Raw genomic sequence first — 17,248 nt, 5'->3', positions numbered from 1 at the left:
CGGGTCTCCGTTCAGAACGCCATGGGGGCGAGGGCGAGCTGGCGTACACGCCGGGCCACGCGCTGGGCCCCGCGCAGATCGTCCGTGTCGAGGGCGTCGGGCCAGGGTTCGGTGGAGTCGTGCACCGCCCAGAGCGCGGCCCCGGCCGGGTCGTCCACGGTGCGGACGGGCATCACCGGCGCGGTGCGGCGGGCCAGATCCTCCTGGTCCGCTCCCAGGGGTGGCAGAAAGGCCAGGGGGGAGCGGCGGGCCTGGGCGAGGGAGAGGGCGGTGAGGGTCGGGGAGGCGATGAACGCCCGCGCGGTCGCGTGCAGCGCGTCGGTGTCCACCGCGCGGGCCGGCCGCACCTGGGCGCCGGTGACCGGTTCCAGGGCGGTGCGCAGGGTCCGGGTCCCGGTGTCGCAGACCACTTCGCAGCCGCCGGTGCGGCGTACCGCCTCCGCCGCCAGGGCGCGGAGCGTGGTGGCGGCGAACCGGGCGAGGTCGGGGCGGGGGGTGCCGTACGCCGAGACCAGCAGCAGGGTGCCGGTACGGGTCCGGCTCCGGGTGAGCCGGGCGGGGGCGAGGAGTCCGGTGGGGTGGACGGGGTCGGGGCCGGACGGCCGGGGGCCGGGCAGCCAGGCCGGGGCGTGGGCCTGGTGGACGGCGGCGGTAGTGGCGGGCAGCCGCCCCGCGCGGTGGCCGGAGTGCAGATGGACCACCGCGACACCGTGTTCGGTGAGCCGCCGGGCCACGGCGGGGTCGTCGCACACCAGGGCGGCGTGCGGACGGGGTTCGTACCACCCGGCCCGTACCGTCTCCTCCTGCTCCTCCTGCTCCTCCCCCGGCCCCTCGGGCGTCCCGGGCTCCGCCGGCCCTCCGGTCCCCGTCGGCTCCAGAAGGTCCATCTCCCGCAGATGGACGGCGATCCGGCGGCGGGCGGTCAGGGAGTCGAGCCGACGGGGGTCGTCCACCAACAGGACCCGTCTGCGCGGGGGCGCGGCACGGGGGGTCAGTACTGCCATGGCGGTACGCTCCCCAGCCGGGCGACGTCGTCGCTGTATCCGGCCGCCGTCGTGGAGCAGCCGTTGCAGCGGCGCGGCCCCTCCTCGCGGAAGAAGTCGGCGTGTCTGCGGAAGGTGGGGGTGTCGAGCCGGATGACCCCGTTCTCGCGCAGCGGCGCGCCGCCGAGGTCGTCGCCCTCGCGGTGGGGCAGACAGCTGCACGCGTAGGCCCGGTCGCCCTTGCCGTCGAGGTAGATCACATCGTCCACGACATGGCACAGGGGTCCGGTGGCCCTCGGGGTGATGGACCGGCGGAAGTAGCGGTCCCGTTCCTCCGGGGTGTCCCCGTAGAACCGCTTGCCCAGCGGGACCAGGGTCCTGGCCGGGTCGGCTTCGTAGATCGGGTCGCACAGCGCCCGTACATGGTCCGGGTCGGGGTAGTGGATGGTGCGTTCGAGTTTCAGCGCGGACAGCTCCCACTGGCGTACTCCGGCCTCGGTGAGGACCTTCTGGAGCTGGGGCATCTCGGTGTAGTTGTGCGGGCCCACCACACTGTTGACCCGGGGCAGTACGCCGAGCGCGGCGGCGGCGCGCAGACCGCGCAGACCGTTCTCGAACATGCCGGGGGAACGGCGGTAGACATCGTGGGTGCCGGCGGAGCCGCCGTCGAGGCTGACGATGATCTGGGCGAGACCCACTTCGGCCAGCCGGTCGATCCGGCGGGGCAGCGTCATGCCATTGGTGATGATCGACATCTTCATCCCGGCCTCGGTGCCGAGCCGGACCAGCTCCACGACCTCGGCGTGCATCAGCGGTTCCCCGCCGGTGAAGCGCACATAGCCGACCCCGGCGGCGGCGGCGCGCGGCAGCAGTGCGGCGAAGTCGTCGGGCGAGAACCGGAAGGTGTCGCGGGAGAGGGCGAACTCGCACATGAAGCAGTCCGCGTTGCACGCTTCGAGGATGCGGATGAACAGATACCGCTCACGGGTGCCGTGCCTCGGCTCGTCCTGAGGGGTCTCCGGTGGTGCGGTCATGGAGGAGCCTTCCTGTCACCTGGGCGGAGGCCGCGGTGCGACCCGCCGCTCAGCCGGCGGCGGCGGTGGGGGTCCGGTGGAGGAGTGCCAGGACATGGTCGGCGACCTGGGCCGCGCCGGCGGATCCGACGGTGTCGGTGAGGCCCGTCCAGACGGCACCGGAGCGGGCCCGCCGCAGGGCGGCCAGCACTCCGTCCTGGATCTCCGCCCGGGTACGCGGGGCGTCCTCGGCCGCGGCGGCGATCCCTCCGTAGATCACCCGCAGCGCCGACTCCTCGGCGCCCGTCCGGTCGGTGAGCACCCCGGTCTCGGAGAAGACCCGCTCGGGCCAGCGGACCCGGACGTCCGTGCCGACCGCCCGGCTGTGGAAGCGGCCGTTGAGGATCTGGCTGAGGTTCTGCGGCGGGAGGCAGACGGCGGGCCTGGCCAGCGCGCCCGCCTCCAGCAGGGTGGTGAGCCCGGGTGAGGTCAGCAGGATGTCCGCGGTGGCGAGCCGGTCCAGGAAGGCGCCATGGGCCAGCGGCCCGTAGGTGACCTCGGTCCGGGGGGTCGCGACGGGTTCGGGGACATACTCCCCGGGCAGGTTGCCCGCCACATGGACCTCCCGGACCCCTTGCGACTCCAGGGCGCTCAGTACGGGGGGTACGACGAGATACGGATAGCGGGTCCAGTCGGGGAGGGTCGGGGACCGCAGGCCGCCGAGGCTGACCAGGGCGCGGCGCGGCGGCGGGAGGGGGACCGGCGGCCCGGCGGACGGACGGACTCCGGGGCCGCTTCCGAAACGGCCCCCGGTGCCGTTGCCGTCGCCGGGGCCGTTCCCGGGACATGACCGGGCCACGACCGCCTCCACCCAGCGCAGGTTCCGGATCGAGGAGAGCACGCCCCGGGAGCCCTCCGGCAGTTCGACACAGCGCTGGGCGCAGTAGACGGAGGCGTCCAGGGGGAGGCTGTCCCGGTCCGCCTCGGTCCACAGGAAGGGCAGGCTGTCGACGAAGACGGTGGGCACCCCCGCCGCTTCCAGGGCCATGGCGGCGGGCCCTTCCAGGACCACCAGGCCGACGGTGACATCTTCCCGCCGGGCGATGTCCAGGACGGACCGCCGGTCGTCGGCGGAGACGTCGTACCACCGTTCGACACCATGCTCCGCCAGCACTCCGCGGCCGATCCCGGAGGCGAGTCCGATGAAGCGCAGCGGGCGGGGGGATCGGTTACGCAGAGCAGCGATCACCGCGCTGAGCTTGCCGGTGCTGCCCCAGCCGAACTCGGCTCCCGCGAGGGCGACGGTGCCCGGGGGGCCGGTTGGTCTGTTCTCCATGTGTGGACGAATCCCTTCGTCACCTTCGGCCGCCTGCCGACAGAATTGCTGATTTCTGGGCGACTTCATGCTGATTTACCCCGAGGGAACGGCGCAAGGTAACCCTCTCTGTTCCAGCCATCGACGGGTGCCGGTCCCGGAGCCGTGTCACCCGGGGCCGCCGTCGCCCCAGGGGGCGGGGGTGGACAAGCCGGGCGGGTCGGTCATGGCGACGGTGCGTGACCGAAGCCGGGGCCGCGCGGGACGGGGGGTCACGCGCGTAGAGTCCCGGACCGCCTCGGCCGACACGCCGCCGCCGGGGAGCGCGGGGGTACGGGGGAACGGCCGGGCGCCGGGCGGCGGTTCCCGTGGCCGTGTCGGTGGTACGGCGCGGCGCGGGTCCCGATGGCCCGGCCGGTCCGCCTCGATGGACCCGGGCAGGTGGCGGGGGATCCATGTGGAACCCCTGTGAAGGCCCCGACATGGCCGAAAGAGCGGGGGTGCGGCGCGCCACCGAGGTGCGGCCCTGACGCTGGATGAGCCGTAGCGCGCTGGGGCGCTGAACCGCGCTCACCGGCCTGACCTGGTACGACGCCTCGGCCGTTGAGTGCTGCCGGGTCGGGGCGCCGAGGGCTGACCGGTCGGCGGCGGGTGTGTCCTGAAGTGCTTCCACCCGCCCTTGCGGTTCCGCCCGGCGGAGTGCGGGGAGGGCCTGGGCGAGGGTTCGGCTTCCGTCGAAGGCGCCGGGGCGCCGGAGCGCCGGGAGTCACTCGTCGGGATGGGATCACTCGCAGCCGGAGGAGATCTCCTGGAAGTTGCTGTAGTGGTCGGCCGTGTACCAGACGGCGCGGGTGCCGGGGTCGCGGACCAGGCGTTCGGCGTCGCGGCGCTCGCCGGGGGTGCGGGGGTTGACGTCGTACTCACGGTAGCTTCCGTCGAGCGGCAGATCGCCGGAGCGGTTGCGGTAGACATTGCTGCCCCGGATGACCAGGCGGGTGTTCACGACCGGGTGGTCGGTGGCGCGGGCCGCTCGCGGCCACTGGAGTTCCTTCCAGATCCCGCAGGCCTCCTTCACCTGCCCGGGAAAGGCCTCGACCGGCAGTGGGGGCCCGATGATGTCGGCGGGGAGTAGCGTCCGGTGGGAGACGGGCCGGTCGGGCGCGGCCGTGGCGGCGGTCGGCAGGAGGACAGTGGTCAGCAGGAGCGCGGCGGCGGCGGTGTGGCACAGTTTGCTCAGAGAAGTCATGTCTCGCCCAACGATGTACCGACTGTGGGCGACACGGGAGGGTCCATGGATGTTCCGTGCCCACCGGGCACACGACAGATCCGGGAGCCGCGATGGCCAACAGCGAGCTGGTGATCGATCTGCGGGGGCGGTGCATCGGGACGCTGGAGGACTTCTGGGACGCGGTCGCCGAACCCTGCGGACTGCCCGACTGGTTCGGGCGGAATCTGGACGCCTGGGCCGACGCCCTCGAATCGGGGGGTGTCGCGGAGATCCTTGACCGGTACGACACTCTGACCGTGCGGGTGGGCCGCCGGGGGCTCTTCGCCGGGGAGAACGCCGGGGGCCGTGCCCTGGCCGAGGTCTTCGACGGCGAGCGGCACCGCCTGGTCGTCCATCCGCCGGCCGACCGGGCCTGACCGGCTGTCACACGGGCCCGGTGCCGGAGCACCGGAGCGCCCCGGCACCGGATCGGGATCGGGTCATGGACCGGGGGGCTCGTCCGGGTGCAGGGCGTCGAGGATGAGGGCGAGCCCGAAGGTGAACTCGTCCGCGTAGTCGTAGCCGGGCACCAGGACGTGTTCGACGGCGAGTTCGGCGAGGTGGGGGTAGGCGTCGGCGGGCATCTCCCGCAGGATGGCACCCGCGACCTCGTCCAGCTCCGCCGGGCCGCTGAACGGCAGACCCACTTCCTGGATCACAAAACCGTACAGATAGCTGTCGATCAGCGAGACGGCGTGCGCGGCCATCCGTACGGAGAACCCTCCGGCGCGGAGCGTGCCGATGACGGCGTCGTGGTGGCGCAGGGTCGCCGGGCCGGGCCGGGAGCGGGAGTCCATCAGGGGGACGGCCCACCGATGGCTCCGGAGCACCGCACGGGCGGAGGCCGCCCGGTGGCGCATGGCGCTTCTCCACTCCAGGTCGCGCGGGGGCAGGTCGATCTCGCCGAACACCGCGTCCACCATGCCGTCGAGGATGTCCTCGCGGTTGGTGACATGGTGGTAGAGCGACATCGCCTCCACGCCCAGGGATTCGGCGATGGCCCGCATGGTGAGGGCGGCCGTGCCCTTCTCGTCCGCCACCGCCACGGCGGCGCGGATCACCCGCTCACGGCTGAGCGGTGTGCGCGCCGAAGCCCCGCGCCGGCTTCTGCCTCCCTTGCCCATCCCTCCCTCGCCCATCTGCCCTTCCCTTCCCCGCGGTTGACCGCCATTGACTGCCTTACGGCATAAGGTTACCGTGCCTTACAGCGTAAGGTCGGCATTCCGGCGAAGGGACCGCACCATGGGCACGGATCGTATGAAGAAGGTCTGCATCATCGGAGCCTCGGGGAAACTCGGGCGGTACATGGTCCGGCACACGCTGGAGCGCGGCTATGAGGTGGTGGGCGTCTGCCGGGAGCGCAGCGTGCCCAAACTGGCCGCGTTCGAGGGCCGGATGACGATCGTCCCCGGCCCCACCGACGACCCCGAGGTGATCCGGCGGGCGGTGGACGGTTGCGACGGGGTGCTCACGGTGCTGGTGCCCTGGGGGGTGCGGCAGTACGCGTCCGGCACCGCCCAGGCCGTCCTCGACCACGCACGGCCGGGCGCGCGCCTGATCTTCTCCTGCGGCTGGCACATCACCCGTGACGGCCAGGACCGTTACTCACGGCTGTTCACCCTGGGCGTCCGGGTCGCCGCCGTACTGGGCAGGCTGGTACGGGCCGTGGAAATCGACGACCAGGTGGAGGCGTGCCGCCGGGTGTTCGCCGGGGACACCCGGTGGACCGTGGTGCGCGGCAGCACCCTGGAGGAGGGCCCCAGCCAGGGCCTGCCGGTCTGGAGCCGGCATGTGGGCGACCCGGTGCTGGCGAGCGATCTGACCCGCCGGGTGGACTTCGCGCTCTTCATGGTGGAGGCGCTCACCGATGACACCCTGATCCAGGAGGCACCGGCGATCGTCGGCTGCCGCACCCCCAGCGCCCTCGCCCACAGCGGCGCCCCCCGGGACCTCCGCTAGCCCCGCGACCGGATCTCGGTGTCCCGGCGGACGACACCGTACGGGGCCAGCTCCCGGTCCAGATCGGCCAGTGCGGGCAGCTGGTCGAGATGGTGCACGCCCGGGGGCAGGGTCCCGGTCAGCAGCTCCCGGGTGACCAGGGCCGCCATCAGGCCGGTGATCCGGCTCTGCGCCACGCCGGTGAGGGTGGCGACGGCGTGCCGGCCGGCGCGCCGGGCGTCGGCCCGCAGTGCGAACGCCTCCCCGCCGGTGTGCACCCGCAGGAACACCCCGGTCAGCGCCCGGCGTACGACAGGACGCCGGAGGAGTTCCCGCAGCCCCGCCCGGCGCAGACCGAACAGCAGCCCCGTCAGCGCCCGGGAGTCCAGGCACAGCCGGGTGGTCACCTCCGGCACCCCCAGCGTGCCGGGGAGGGTGTGCTGGTCGGAGAAGGGGAACGGATGGGCGGTCCGGGTACCCAGGCCGGGCAGGGAGACCCGGAGCGGGCGCGCCCGCGCGGGGGCGGCCAGCCCTTCGACGGTCCAGCGGACGGCGTCCGCGCCATGCCGCTCCCCCGAGCCGAGCAGCACGGTGAGATCGATGCGGTCCGCGCCGCCGACGGCCTCGTGGACCCGCCGGGCGAGCAGGTTCGTCAGCCCCGGCGCCACCCCGACACTGAGCACGGCCGTCGCCCCGGCGCCCTCGGCGAGCGGACCCAGCCGGGCCACGGAGTCGAGCAACCGGGGGGTGGCGCCGATGTCGACGAGATGGATGCCGCGCTCCAGGCACATCCGGGCGACGGCGTCGTCGGGGGGTTCGGCGCAGAGCACCACGGCGGCGATGTCGCCGAGGTGGTCCAGTGCCCGGCCCAGGGTCCCGGGATCGGTGATGTCCACCGGCGCTCCGTACGGGGCGCCGGGCCGGGCGGCGTTCCGCCCGACGGGGACCACCCGGTCCGGGAACCACTCACCGAGGGTGGCGGTCACGGTGGTGCCCACGGCGCCGTGGCCGCCGATGACAAGGATCCGGCCGGTCAGGGCGTCGGGATGTGCGTTCGTCATGCTCCCAGGGAATACACTGTAGTCCCACTACAGTCAAAATCCGGGGCCCGGCACCATGGGCCCCGGCGAGGAAGGGAGACAGCCGTGAGTGCGCCGCTGTCGCGGGCGGAGAAGGCCCGTCGTACCCGGCTGCGGATGCTCGACGCCGCCGCCGGGCTGTTCACCGGCCGGGGCTGGACCGGGACGACCGTCGAGGAGGTCGCCCGGACCGCCGGGGTCGGGACGCAGACCGTGTACTTCACCTTCGGGACCAAACGCGCCCTGCTGAAGGAGCTGGTGGACATCGCCGTCGCGGGGGACGACGACCCGGTCGCCACCCTGGAGCGGCCCTGGGCCCATGAGGTGCTGGCCGAGCCCGACCCCGCCGCCCAGCTCGCCCGCCAGGCGGCGGGCGCCCGGCGGGTCCTGGAGCGGGCCGCGCCGCTGCTGGAGGTGGTCCGGACGGCGGCGAGCGCGGAGCCCGAGCTGGCCGCGCTCTGGCGGACCAATCAGGAGCAACGGCACACTGTGCAACTGCGCTTCGCCCAGGCCCTGGTGACCAAGGCGGACGGAGGGCTGCGGGACGGCCATGACGCCGGTTCGGCCGCCGATGTGGCCCTGGCCCTGCTGGGGCCGGAGACCTATGGACTGCTGGTCACCGGGCGCGGCTGGACACCGGAGCGCTGGGAGCGGTGGGCGACGGACGCGCTGGTGCGGCAGCTGCTGCCCTGAGCGGGCCGCGCTCCGGGGCCTGGAGGGCCGCGCTCCGGCACCGGGGAGGGCCATCCGGCTGAAGCCGCCCGCGCCGTCCGCCGGTGCGCGGGGGTGCGGCGACGGGGATCGGGGTACGAGGAGATGGTGCTCGCGGGGCTCCGTGCGCACCACAGGGGCAGGTGCTCTTCAGGAGGTGGCGGTGGCAGACGAGAACGACGCGTCCGTTCCGGCGATGCGTCCCGCGGTACAGGAGGTGTACGGCCCCGGCGATCTGGCCGGGGCTCCGATGTTCGCCGGAGGGTTCATCAACTTCGGCTACTGGCGGAACATCGATCTGGACGGACCGGTCGGCGAGGAGGAGCGGATCCGCAGCCAGGAGGACCTCTACCGGCATGTCCTGGACACCGCCCGGCTGCCGCCCCGGCCGGATCTGCTGGAAGTGGGATGCGGGCTCGGCAGGGGCTGCGCCCTGGTCCTGGAGGAGTACGCGCCCGCCACCGTCACCGGGATGGACATCCATCCGGAGCAGCTGCGGCGGGCGCGCGAGGCGCGGGCCGGGCTGCTGCGCGAGGAGCCGGACCGGCTGCGGTTCGTCCGGGGGGCCGCCGAACGGATGCCCCTGGAGGACGGCGGGTTCGATGTCGTCCTCAGTGTGGAGGCCGCCCAGCACTTCCCGGACCTGGGCGCCTTCGCGGCGGAGACCGCGCGGGTGCTGCGGCCGGGCGGCCGGGTGGCCCTGGCGGGGTTCTTCACCGTGGACGACGCTCCCGGCAGGCCCGGGGAGCTGGCGGGGCTGCTGGAGTCCTTCGCGGACGGACTGGACATCGCCCGGCCGGTGTCGGCGCTCACGGACGCCTTCACGGCGGCCGGGCTCACCGGGGTGCGGGTCGAGTCCATCGGCCCCCAGGTCTGGCGGGGCTGGGACCGGTGGATCGGCCGCTGGTGGGCGCCGGGGACCTGGCCGCGCAACTTCCTGCACGCGTACGAGCGGGGGATCCTCGACTACTACGCCGTCACGGCGGACCGGGCGGGGTGACGGCCCCGGGGGCCGGACCGGCCGTACGTCCGGCGGCACCGGGCACCGTCCGTACCTCCCGGCGGCACCGGACGCGGGGACGGTACGGCGGGGCGTTCGGCCGAGCCGGTCGTGGCGTCCCAGGAAGCGGAAGCCGTTCCCCTGGGCCCGGAAGAGGAAGGACGGCGCCCCGGGGGCCGGGGTGTTGGTGCCGTCGGCGGTGAAGCGGAGGGTCCTGGAGATGCCCTGGTGACGGAGGCCGGACACGCCCCCGACCACGGTGTCCGGTGCGATGCCGGCCCGGCCGGCCGGCTTCTCCAGGACCCGCCGGACCGACTCCACCGCGTCGTACGCCTCCGGGGACCAGCGTCCGGGCTGCTTTCCGTGACGCGCCCGTGGGCGGTCCTGAAGGCGGGCGGCGCGCTCGGGTGAGGTGCCGCTGAGGACGACGGCCTGTGCGCGGACCGCGTCGCCCCGGTCGGCGGGGACCGGGGGGACGGAGGTGGTGCCCTCGTGGGGCGGGGTCGGACCCGGCCGTGCTCCGGTCGGAGTGGGGTCCGAGGGTGTACACGGGGAGGCCCGGGGCCGCCGGCCGGCGGTGTCCCGGGGAGCCGGTCACCTCCGGCGGCGGAGGGCGCGGGCCGCGATCCGGGGCGTCAGCAGGGTCTCGGGGCGGCGGTTGAGCGACAGCACCTCGAAGAAGGCCCCGGCCACCACGGGGTCGGTATTGGCGGCGGCCAGTACCCGGGCCATGTAGTCCTGCTGGATCCGGGTGAGCCGGCCCGGTACCGGCCCGTCGGTGCCCGGATAGCGGGTGTCCTCGCCCGTGGCGATGGCCCAGGCGGCACGTGGGCAGGCCGCCAGGGCCCGCTGGGTCCGCCGCGCCCGCGCGGCGACCTCCCCCGGGCCGTACCCCGCGATCTCGCCCGCGAGCACCTGGGCCTCCACCGCGGCGACCGTCATCCCGTGCCCGTAGACCGGGTTGAACCGGCAGAGCGCGTCCCCGATGACCAGCAGTCCGCGCGGCCATCGCGGTACCCGCTCCACATGGGTCCACTCGTTCGCGGTGGCGCGGAAGGCGACCACGTCCGACAGTGGCTCCGCCTCCGTGAGCGCGTCCGCCAGTTCCGGGGAGCGGAGCGAGGAGGCGAAGGCGAGCCATGCCTTCTCCTCGACCGGTGGCACATGGTCGCCCTGGCCGATCAGGGTGACCAGCCAGCGCTCGCCGTCGATCGGGACGATCACCCCGCCGCGCGGCGTCCCGGGGTTGCCCTGGACATACATCGCCTGCCAGCCCGGATCGGCGGCCGGGCGGCGGTAGTAGCGGGAGGAGTAGCCGAGGTGCGCGTCGATCCGTTCCGTGACCGGGGCGGGGCATCCGATCCCCGGGAGCCAGTCCGCGAGGCGGGAGCCCCGGCCGGTGGCGACGACCACCGTCCCCGCGCGCACCGAGGACTCCTGGCCGTCCTTGCCCCGCCGGCGCAGACGTACACCGCCGATCGCGGTTCCGCCCGGCGCCGGGACGAGCCCGGTGACCTCATGACGGTCCATCAGCGTGATCGACGGCCGGTCGAGGACCCTGCGGCGGAGGGTCGTCTCCAGCAGTTCGCGGGAGACGGACAGATAGAACGCTCCCCGCACACCGGTGAACCAGTCCGCCGGAGAGAGCCAGCGCATCCGCTCCGGGGCGTCGACCCGGACCGCCCCGGCCGCCGCCAGCTCCTGGACGACGCCCGGTAACAGCGCGTCCAGCGCCGCGACACCCCGCGACCAGAGAATGTGCACATGCCGCGTCTGCGGCGCCCCGGCCCGGAACGCGGGCGCCGCCCCCTCCGGGAGGTCGTCCCGCTCGATCACCGTGACGCGCGCGAAGCGCTCCGCCAGCACCCGGGCGGCCAGCAGCCCGGCCACCCCGGCGCCCACCACCACGGCATGGTCGATTCCCTCGGACCCTTCGGACATCAAAGCGCACCCCTCCGCCGACGACTGCGCTGCGCATCATGTCGCACACCGGAAGTGGGCGACAGGGTGCGTGCGACAGTGCCGTCGAAGGGGTGCCCGGTCCGCCGGGGCGGCTCCTAGCCCTCCCGGCCCTGGTCGCCCAGGTCACCGCGGCCGACGCGGCGCTTGCGGCCCAGCTTCCGCAGGACCGGCCACGGGTCACGGACCGAACGTCCGTACCCCCGCAGCTTGTGAGGGTTGCACACACCACAGCCCTTGCGGCGGCGATGAGGTGAGTGAGCCATGTCTTCCTTCCCTACGCGCCCCGCCCTGGGGCCGGCGTAGGAAACACCGAGCGATCATCCGGCCAGTCTAGGCGCCGTCACCGACAGCCCTTCCGAGGGGCCTCGGCCGCCCCCTGCCCCGTACACCCGGAGGGAACGGACCGGGCCGGTGTCGTTCAGGTGTTTAACCAAGTTGATCCATATTTCGAACAGCCTCTACGCTCCCCCGATGGGGATGCGCATGAGGAGTCGGGGAGGTTTCCGCCGGGACCGGTGGAGGACATGAGCGGGGCACCGCACGGGGGCGGCACCCCCTCGGCGCTGCTGGGGCGGGACGAAGTCCTGGGTGTCCTGCGCGCCCGTCTCGTACGGGCCGGCGCCGGACAGGGCGGTCTGGTGCTGATCACCGGTGAGGCGGGGATCGGCAAGACCTCGCTCGCCGGCTGGACGGTCCGCGAGGCCCGGAGCCGGGACATGACGGTGCTGCGCGGATCGTGCTGGGGCGCCGACGGCACTCCCGGGTACTGGCCGTGGACCCAGGTGATCCGCGGTCTGTGCGCTCCCGGGCCGGACGGGTCGGCTCCGGCCACCGCGGGGACGGAGGGAGTGGTGCGACGGATCCTGCTGGACGGTGGGGCGGGCGCCGAGGAGGCCGACCCGTTCCAGCTCTTCGACGCGGTGACGACCATGCTGGTCACCGCCGCGCAGCGGCGGCCGGTGCTGATCGTGCTGGAGGACATCCACTGGGCCGACCCCGCGTCGGTCGCCCTGCTGGGGTTCCTGGTGCAGCATCTCTCCCTGGAGCGGGTGCTCACCGTGGCGACCTGCCGGGACACCGAGATCGACCGGCCGGACCACCCCGCGCGGGACCGGTTGCTGTCGCTGATGACCCGCTCCACGACCCTGCCGCTCCCGGGTCTCGGCACGGCGGATGTGGCCGAACTGATGCGGCGCACCGCCGGCCGGGAACCGGACGACACCGTCACCGCCGAGGTGCTGCGCCGTACCGGTGGCAATCCCTTCTTCGTCCAGGAGATGACCCGGCTGTGGGCGGTCGGGCACTCCATGAGCGGGTTGTCGCCGGGGCTCCACGCCTCCCTGCGGCAGCGGCTGGAGCTGCTGGACGGAGCGGTCGTGGCCTGTCTCGGTGCCGCGTCGGTGCTGGGGCGGCGCTTCCACCCCGGCACGCTGGCGGGCGTCAGCGGCGCCGCGCCGGCGCGGGTGCGCCACTGGCTGGCGCGGGCCGCGGACGCCCAGCTGGTGGAGACGGAGCCGTCGGGGCGGGTGGTCTTCAAGCACGATCTCGTCCGCGAGACGCTCTACGCCGGTCTGGACCCGGTGGAGGTACGGCGGTTGCACGCCGCCGCCGTACGGGCGCTGCGGGACGGCGCGGCGGGGGCCGCTGCCGCGCCGGACGTACCGCTTCCCGTGGAGCTGGCCCGGCATGCCCACTGCGCCCTCGGGGAGCTGGCGGCGGAGGAGGCCGTGGCGCTGATGCTGGACGCCGCGCGCCATGCGCAGAACCGCCTCGCCCATGAGGAGGCGGTGGGACATTACGGCCGCGCCCTGGAGCGTCTCGGTGACACCGCCCCCGTGCGGCGGGTGCTGATCGGTCTCGACCTGGGGCTGGCGCTCCAGTTCTCCGGTGAGCACCGGCGCTCCTGGGAGGTGTTCGGTGAAGCCGCCGCCGGGGCGCGGGAGCTGGGCGACCCGCTGCTGATCGGGCGGACGGCACTGACCCTGTACAGCGCCGACGAACGCGGGGACACGGCGCTGCTGACATCGAGGGCCCTGGGCTGGGCGCGGGACCGGCTGGTCACCACGGACCGCCCGGAGGCGGAGGCAGCGGCAGGGCCGGAGCCGGACGCGGGGCCGGAGCCAGGCGCGGACCCGGACCCGGGCGCCGACGAAGGCGAGCGCGAGGGTGATCCGCGGGCCTCCCTCTGGGAGCCGGCCCGGCGGGTCGCCGCGGCGGTGGTGGCCGGAGCCCGTGCGGCGGGCGACGACGACACCCTGTACATCGGGCTCTGGGCGCGGCTCCAGACGGAGTGGGAGCCCGGGTCGGCGGGTGCGCGGCGTGGACTGGCGGCGGAGCTGATCGGGGAGTCCCGGCGCCGGGGCGACCGCTGGACGGAGCATGTGGCGATGTCCATGCGGTGGGTCGCGGCACTGGAGGCGGACGATCCGCGCTGCCGGGACGATCTGTCCGCGCTGGCCTCGGTGGCCGACGCCGACGGCTCCCCCCGGCTGCGTCTGACCTCCCTGCTGGACCGCAGTGTCATGGGAGGTGTGACGGGCGGCTTCGCCGAGGCCGAGGAGCTGCTCGACGCCTCGGAGGCGCTGCGATCGGTGGGCACCGACCCGTACGCGTTCTTCGTCTCCCACCACCGCTGGGCGCTTCGGATGCTGCGGGGCGCGTTCCCCGAGGCGCGGCGGCAGGTGGAGGTGCTGAGGAGTCAGCGGTATCCGTACACGGCGCTGGTGGCGGCCCTCACCGAGCTGGAGGCGGGCGGGCGTCCGGGCGTACCCGTCCCGCTCCCGGGCTCGGGGGCCGGCGGGGACACGCTGCTCCACCGGAGTGTCACTCCGCTGTGGCTGCGCTATCAGGCGCAGGCGGCCGCCGTGTCGGGTGATCCGGAGTGGTGCGACAGCATCCGGGACTCGCTGGCCCCGTACACCGGGCAGTGGCTGGTCTCCCTCCTCGGCTGGGACATCAGTGGCCCCGCCGCCCTGTGGCTGGGGGTGCTGGACGCCGCGCGGCGGCGGTGGGAGCCGGCCGTCCGTCATCTCGGGGAGGCCATCCGGTCGGCCGACCGGATGGACGCGCTGCCGTGGTCGCTGCGGGCCCGGCTGGAGCTGGCCGCCGTGCTGCGCGCGCGGGGGACGGATGACGACCGGCTCGCCGCTCTGCTCGGCGAGGCTGAGGAGCGGGCGCGCCGACTGGGTGTGGCGCGGCCGCGCGCCTGTGCCGAACGGGCCGTGGCGGGGCCGCCGGTGGCATCCGTCGTGCCGGACCGGCCGCCCGGTGGGTACGAGTTCCGCCGGGTCGGCGAGGTGTGGCGGCTGACCTACGAGGACCGCACCGTGCATCTGCCCGACGCGAAGGGCCTGCGGGATCTGCACCGTCTGCTGAGCCTGCCCGGCCAGGACATCGCGGCCGTCCGGCTGCTGGACCCGGACGGCGGGACGGCCGCCGCCGCGCACCCGGCGGGGGCCGGCGGGCCGCTGGACGCCGAGGCCCGCGAACGGTACCGCCGCCGTCTGGAGCGGCTGGACGCGGAGATCGACCGGGCGGTGGTGCGGGGCCAGGAGGAGCGCGCGGCGGCGTACGACCGGGAACGCGCCGCCCTGCTGGAGGAGGTGCGCCGCTGTACGGGTGCGGGGGGCCGCCACCCCCGCCGGCCGGACGACCCACGGGAGCGTGCCCGTAAGAATGTCGCCGCCCGGATCCGTGACACCCTGCGCAGGCTGGACGAGCGGCATCCCGGTCTGGCGGCCCATCTGCGGGGCGCGGTGGCCACGGGGACGATGTGCCGCTACACCCCGGACCGGGAGATCCGCTGGCGGCTGTGACGCCCCCGCCCGGACGGCCCGGCGCGCCATCGCGGTGCGGCGGCGCGCCGGCCGGGTACGGTGGCGCGCCGATCCGGTGCGGCGGGCGGTCACAGGGGCTGCCAGTCGTGCCAGTCGCTCCCGGGCCGGTGCTGCCAGCGGTGGTGGACACCGCCGGGGTTGTTGGCGAAGATCTCCAGCCGGCCGTCGGGGTTCCGCAGCGCCTGGACGAAGTAGCCCCCGCCGCCGAAGTCCTGCCAGGCCCGCCAGGCTCCGGTGGTGTCGGTCTGGTAGGTGTGCTGAAGGATCTCATCGTTCATCGCGAACACCTCGATCCGGTGGTCGTGCGAGGCGACCGTCGCCAGCCGGGCGGCCGGGGGGCCACCGAGCGGGCGCCAGTCGTGCCAGTCCCCGGCGGGCACGTTCTGCCAGCGGTGATGGACGCCGGACGGGTTGGAGGCAAACACTTCGAGCCGGCCGTCGTGATTCCGGCCCACGGCCAGCTGGTCGCCGCCGAGCCCGAAGTCGACCCAGGGGCGCCAGGTGCCGGAGAGGTCCGTCTGGCAGGCGTGCCGGAAGATGTCGTCGTTCATCGCGAACACCTCGATACGGCCGTCCGACGCGGGGGCCGCCGCGAGCCGGGCGGCGGGCGGGCCGCCGAGGGGGCTCCAGTCGTGCCAGGTGCCGCCCGGTGTGGTGTGCCAGCGGTGGTGCACGCCCGACGCGTTCGAGGCGAACACTTCGAGCCGGCCGTCGTGGTTGGGGGCGACGGCGAGATGGTCCCCGCCTCCGCCGAAGGGGTACCAGTCGGCCCACTCCGCGGACGGCCGTACCTGATAACGGTGGAGGAAGGTCTCGCCGTTCATCGCGAACAGCTCCAGCCGCCCGTCGGGGGCGGCCGACAGCGCGACCGTCGCCGACGCCGGACCGCCGAACGCCTTCCACCCCGACCAACTGCCGCCCTGCTGGTGCTGGTAGGTGTGGTAGATCTGGTCGACGGCCCCGTGGAAGGCCTCCAGACGGCCGTCGTGCGACATCCCGACCGCGAGCCGCTGCCGCCGGTCCGGCACCACCGGCGCCTTCCACCAGCTGGTCTCCTGGCGGGCGCCGGCCCAGGAGAAGCTGAAGTGGATGTGGTCGGTGTGGGGGCTGGAGCCCCGGTAGGGCTGCCAGCCGTCGGCCGGCCGGCTCGACATCCAGATCCGGCGGTTCCAGATCATGTACATGATTCCGAAACGGCGGGCGAGGGCATGGGTGTTGCCGTGCCGGTCGGTGGCGTGGAGCCAGCCGATCAGATCGTCGGCGAGCTGCGCCTGGCTGTGCGCGCTCACACCCCAGTCCCAGGCCCGGCCCTCCTTGTGCTCGCTCTGGCCGCCGCTGCCGCAGGACCTGCTGATGCCCATGCTGGTCGTGCCGGGGTAGGCGGCGAGCACCAGGTCACGGAAGCCGAGCAGGCCGGGTTTGGGGTCGGGGTCGCAGTCCCGCTGCGGTTCGTAGGGCGCGTACGGATCGATCGCGGGACCGAAGTCGGGTGCGGTGGGTGCCATACCGGGCTCCTTCAGCCTGGCCCCTCGCCCGCTGCGAGGGGTCGTACCCCGAAGGCGCGAGATCGGAACGCGCGGCGGCCGGATGCGATCACGCGGCGCCCTCCCGCCCCCGGTTCCGGGGGCGTTGTCAGTGCCCGGGGGTAGGGTCGCGGACCATGAGCGATCGACAGGAGAGCACGGTGGTCCGCAGGGCCGGGCACGCCGATGTGGACGGCCTTGTCGCATGCAGCGGCGCGCTGTTCGCCGAGGACGCCGGGGTCCGGGATCCGTATATCGATCTCGGCTGGCCCCAGGAGCACGGGCCCGGCCGTTTCGCCGCGGGCATCGACGATCCGGACCGGCTGCTGCTGGTCGCGGAGCGCGACGGGGAGATCGTGGGCCATCTCACCGGGGTGCTGGGGGAGGCGTCCGCGATACGGCCGGTGCGGATCGCGACCCTGGTGAGCATGTATGTACGGCCCGCGCTGCGCGGCGGTGGCACAGGACAGCGGCTGGTCGCGGAGTTCTTCGGCTGGGCGAGGACGACCGGGGCCGAAGCGGCGGAGGTGACGGCCTACGCGGGCAACGCGGGGGCGGTGCGGTTCTATGAGCGCAACGGCTTCGGGCCGCAGTCGGTGACCCTGCGGACCCCGCTGTAGC

Annotated in this window: 15 protein-coding genes; 6 read left to right on the top strand and 9 right to left on the bottom strand. The window is 74.2% G+C overall.

From position 1 onward, the window contains the following. Window positions 1-11: 11 nt before the first annotated feature. The 4 genes from blsF to ABT354_RS17935 all read right to left on the bottom strand — a co-directional run bounded on the left by blsF (window position 12) and on the right by ABT354_RS17935 (window position 4,557). The gene (gene blsF / locus ABT354_RS17950; RefSeq protein ID WP_351494709.1) at window positions 12-1,004 is read right to left on the bottom strand and encodes a CGA synthase-related protein; all 993 of its coding nucleotides are present in this window, start codon (window positions 1,002-1,004) and stop codon (window positions 12-14) included. Next, window positions 992-2,017 carry a cytosylglucuronate decarboxylase gene (blsE, locus tag ABT354_RS17945; protein ID WP_351494707.1) on the bottom strand — a complete coding sequence of 342 codons (1,026 nt, stop codon included), beginning with the start codon at window positions 2,015-2,017 and terminating at the stop codon, window positions 992-994. Before blsE ends, blsF begins: the two co-directional genes overlap by 13 nt. 49 nt (window positions 2,018-2,066) lie before the next feature. Next, a complete protein-coding gene (locus ABT354_RS17940) occupies window positions 2,067-3,332 on the bottom strand; it encodes a hydroxymethylcytosylglucuronate/cytosylglucuronate synthase (protein WP_351494705.1) in 1,266 nt (421 codons plus the stop codon). 763 nt (window positions 3,333-4,095) lie between these two features. Beyond that, the gene (locus tag ABT354_RS17935; protein ID WP_351494703.1) at window positions 4,096-4,557 is read right to left on the bottom strand and encodes a ribonuclease domain-containing protein; all 462 of its coding nucleotides are present in this window, start codon (window positions 4,555-4,557) and stop codon (window positions 4,096-4,098) included. Between the two features lie 92 nt (window positions 4,558-4,649). Between ABT354_RS17935 and ABT354_RS17930 the strand changes: the two genes are divergently transcribed. Beyond that, a complete protein-coding gene (locus ABT354_RS17930) occupies window positions 4,650-4,955 on the top strand; it encodes a barstar family protein (protein WP_351494701.1) in 306 nt (101 codons plus the stop codon). 63 nt (window positions 4,956-5,018) lie between these two features. Here ABT354_RS17930 and ABT354_RS17925 read toward each other — a convergent pair whose 3' ends face one another. After that, window positions 5,019-5,717 (bottom strand): TetR/AcrR family transcriptional regulator, encoded by a 699-nt coding sequence (locus ABT354_RS17925; protein WP_502983441.1) that lies wholly within the window; start codon window positions 5,715-5,717, stop codon window positions 5,019-5,021. Window positions 5,718-5,820: 103 nt separating this feature from the next. Here ABT354_RS17925 and ABT354_RS17920 point away from each other — a divergent pair, with 103 nt between their 5' ends. Then, on the top strand, window positions 5,821-6,537 hold the full coding sequence (locus tag ABT354_RS17920) for an NAD(P)-dependent oxidoreductase (protein ID WP_351494699.1): 717 nt from the start codon (window positions 5,821-5,823) through the stop codon (window positions 6,535-6,537). Here ABT354_RS17920 and ABT354_RS17915 read toward each other — a convergent pair. Beyond that, window positions 6,534-7,577 (bottom strand): saccharopine dehydrogenase family protein, encoded by a 1,044-nt coding sequence (locus ABT354_RS17915; protein WP_351494697.1) that lies wholly within the window; start codon window positions 7,575-7,577, stop codon window positions 6,534-6,536. The genes ABT354_RS17920 and ABT354_RS17915 overlap by 4 nt on opposite strands. 84 nt (window positions 7,578-7,661) lie before the next feature. Here ABT354_RS17915 and ABT354_RS17910 point away from each other — a divergent pair, with 84 nt between their 5' ends. Together ABT354_RS17910 and ABT354_RS17905 are read left to right on the top strand one after the other, a co-directional pair. After that, entirely contained in the window at window positions 7,662-8,288 is a 627-nt protein-coding gene (locus tag ABT354_RS17910) for a TetR/AcrR family transcriptional regulator (protein ID WP_351494695.1), read from the top strand. A gap of 181 nt (window positions 8,289-8,469) precedes the next feature. Beyond that, window positions 8,470-9,306 (top strand): class I SAM-dependent methyltransferase, encoded by an 837-nt coding sequence (locus ABT354_RS17905; RefSeq protein ID WP_351494693.1) that lies wholly within the window; start codon window positions 8,470-8,472, stop codon window positions 9,304-9,306. Window positions 9,307-9,900: 594 nt separating this feature from the next. Here the strand turns inward: ABT354_RS17905 and ABT354_RS17900 are convergent. Both ABT354_RS17900 and ABT354_RS17895 read right to left on the bottom strand, forming a co-directional pair. After that, window positions 9,901-11,247, bottom strand: a complete 1,347-nt coding sequence (locus ABT354_RS17900) for an FAD-dependent oxidoreductase (RefSeq protein ID WP_351494691.1) — start codon at window positions 11,245-11,247, stop codon at window positions 9,901-9,903. 116 nt (window positions 11,248-11,363) lie between these two features. Next, window positions 11,364-11,531: a hypothetical protein gene (locus tag ABT354_RS17895; protein WP_351494689.1), complete on the bottom strand. Its 168-nt coding sequence runs from the start codon at window positions 11,529-11,531 to the stop codon at window positions 11,364-11,366. A 261-nt stretch (window positions 11,532-11,792) separates the two neighbouring features. Here ABT354_RS17895 and ABT354_RS17890 point away from each other — a divergent pair, with 261 nt between their 5' ends. Beyond that, window positions 11,793-15,083, top strand: coding sequence for an ATP-binding protein (locus ABT354_RS17890; protein ID WP_351494687.1), 3,291 nt, complete (start codon window positions 11,793-11,795; stop codon window positions 15,081-15,083). An 89-nt stretch (window positions 15,084-15,172) separates the two neighbouring features. Here the strand turns inward: ABT354_RS17890 and ABT354_RS17885 are convergent, their stop codons facing one another. After that, window positions 15,173-16,609, bottom strand: a complete 1,437-nt coding sequence (locus ABT354_RS17885; protein ID WP_351494686.1) for a PLL family lectin — start codon at window positions 16,607-16,609, stop codon at window positions 15,173-15,175. Window positions 16,610-16,764: 155 nt separating this feature from the next. On the opposite strand from ABT354_RS17885, the gene ABT354_RS17880 reads away from it, so the two are divergent. Then, complete coding sequence (locus tag ABT354_RS17880) at window positions 16,765-17,247, top strand: GNAT family N-acetyltransferase (RefSeq protein ID WP_351494684.1); 483 nt, start codon at window positions 16,765-16,767, stop codon at window positions 17,245-17,247. Window position 17,248: the final 1 nt, after the last annotated feature.

Source organism: Streptomyces sp. NPDC000594 (genome assembly GCF_040299965.1).
Lineage (GTDB): Bacteria > Actinomycetota > Actinomycetes > Streptomycetales > Streptomycetaceae > Streptomyces.
This window is presented reverse-complemented; position numbering and strand designations above follow the sequence as displayed.

Excerpts from the sequence above, each read along its gene's own strand:
- ABT354_RS17885 (WP_351494686.1), bottom strand. The coding sequence starts at position 16,609 with ATGGCACCCACCGCACCCGACTTCGGTCCCGCGATCGATCCGTACGCG.
- ABT354_RS17930 (WP_351494701.1), top strand. The coding sequence starts at position 4,650 with ATGGCCAACAGCGAGCTGGTGATCGATCTGCGGGGGCGGTGCATCGGG.
- ABT354_RS17895 (WP_351494689.1), bottom strand. The coding sequence starts at position 11,531 with ATGGCTCACTCACCTCATCGCCGCCGCAAGGGCTGTGGTGTGTGCAAC.
- ABT354_RS17940 (WP_351494705.1), bottom strand. The coding sequence starts at position 3,332 with ATGGAGAACAGACCAACCGGCCCCCCGGGCACCGTCGCCCTCGCGGGA.
- ABT354_RS17890 (WP_351494687.1), top strand. The coding sequence starts at position 11,793 with ATGAGCGGGGCACCGCACGGGGGCGGCACCCCCTCGGCGCTGCTGGGG.
- ABT354_RS17915 (WP_351494697.1), bottom strand. The coding sequence starts at position 7,577 with ATGACGAACGCACATCCCGACGCCCTGACCGGCCGGATCCTTGTCATC.
- ABT354_RS17925 (WP_502983441.1), bottom strand. The coding sequence starts at position 5,717 with ATGGGCGAGGGAGGGATGGGCAAGGGAGGCAGAAGCCGGCGCGGGGCT.
- ABT354_RS17935 (WP_351494703.1), bottom strand. The coding sequence starts at position 4,557 with ATGACTTCTCTGAGCAAACTGTGCCACACCGCCGCCGCCGCGCTCCTG.
- ABT354_RS17900 (WP_351494691.1), bottom strand. The coding sequence starts at position 11,247 with ATGTCCGAAGGGTCCGAGGGAATCGACCATGCCGTGGTGGTGGGCGCC.
- ABT354_RS17880 (WP_351494684.1), top strand. The coding sequence starts at position 16,765 with ATGAGCGATCGACAGGAGAGCACGGTGGTCCGCAGGGCCGGGCACGCC.
- ABT354_RS17920 (WP_351494699.1), top strand. The coding sequence starts at position 5,821 with ATGGGCACGGATCGTATGAAGAAGGTCTGCATCATCGGAGCCTCGGGG.
- blsF (WP_351494709.1), bottom strand. The coding sequence starts at position 1,004 with ATGGCAGTACTGACCCCCCGTGCCGCGCCCCCGCGCAGACGGGTCCTG.
- blsE (WP_351494707.1), bottom strand. The coding sequence starts at position 2,017 with ATGACCGCACCACCGGAGACCCCTCAGGACGAGCCGAGGCACGGCACC.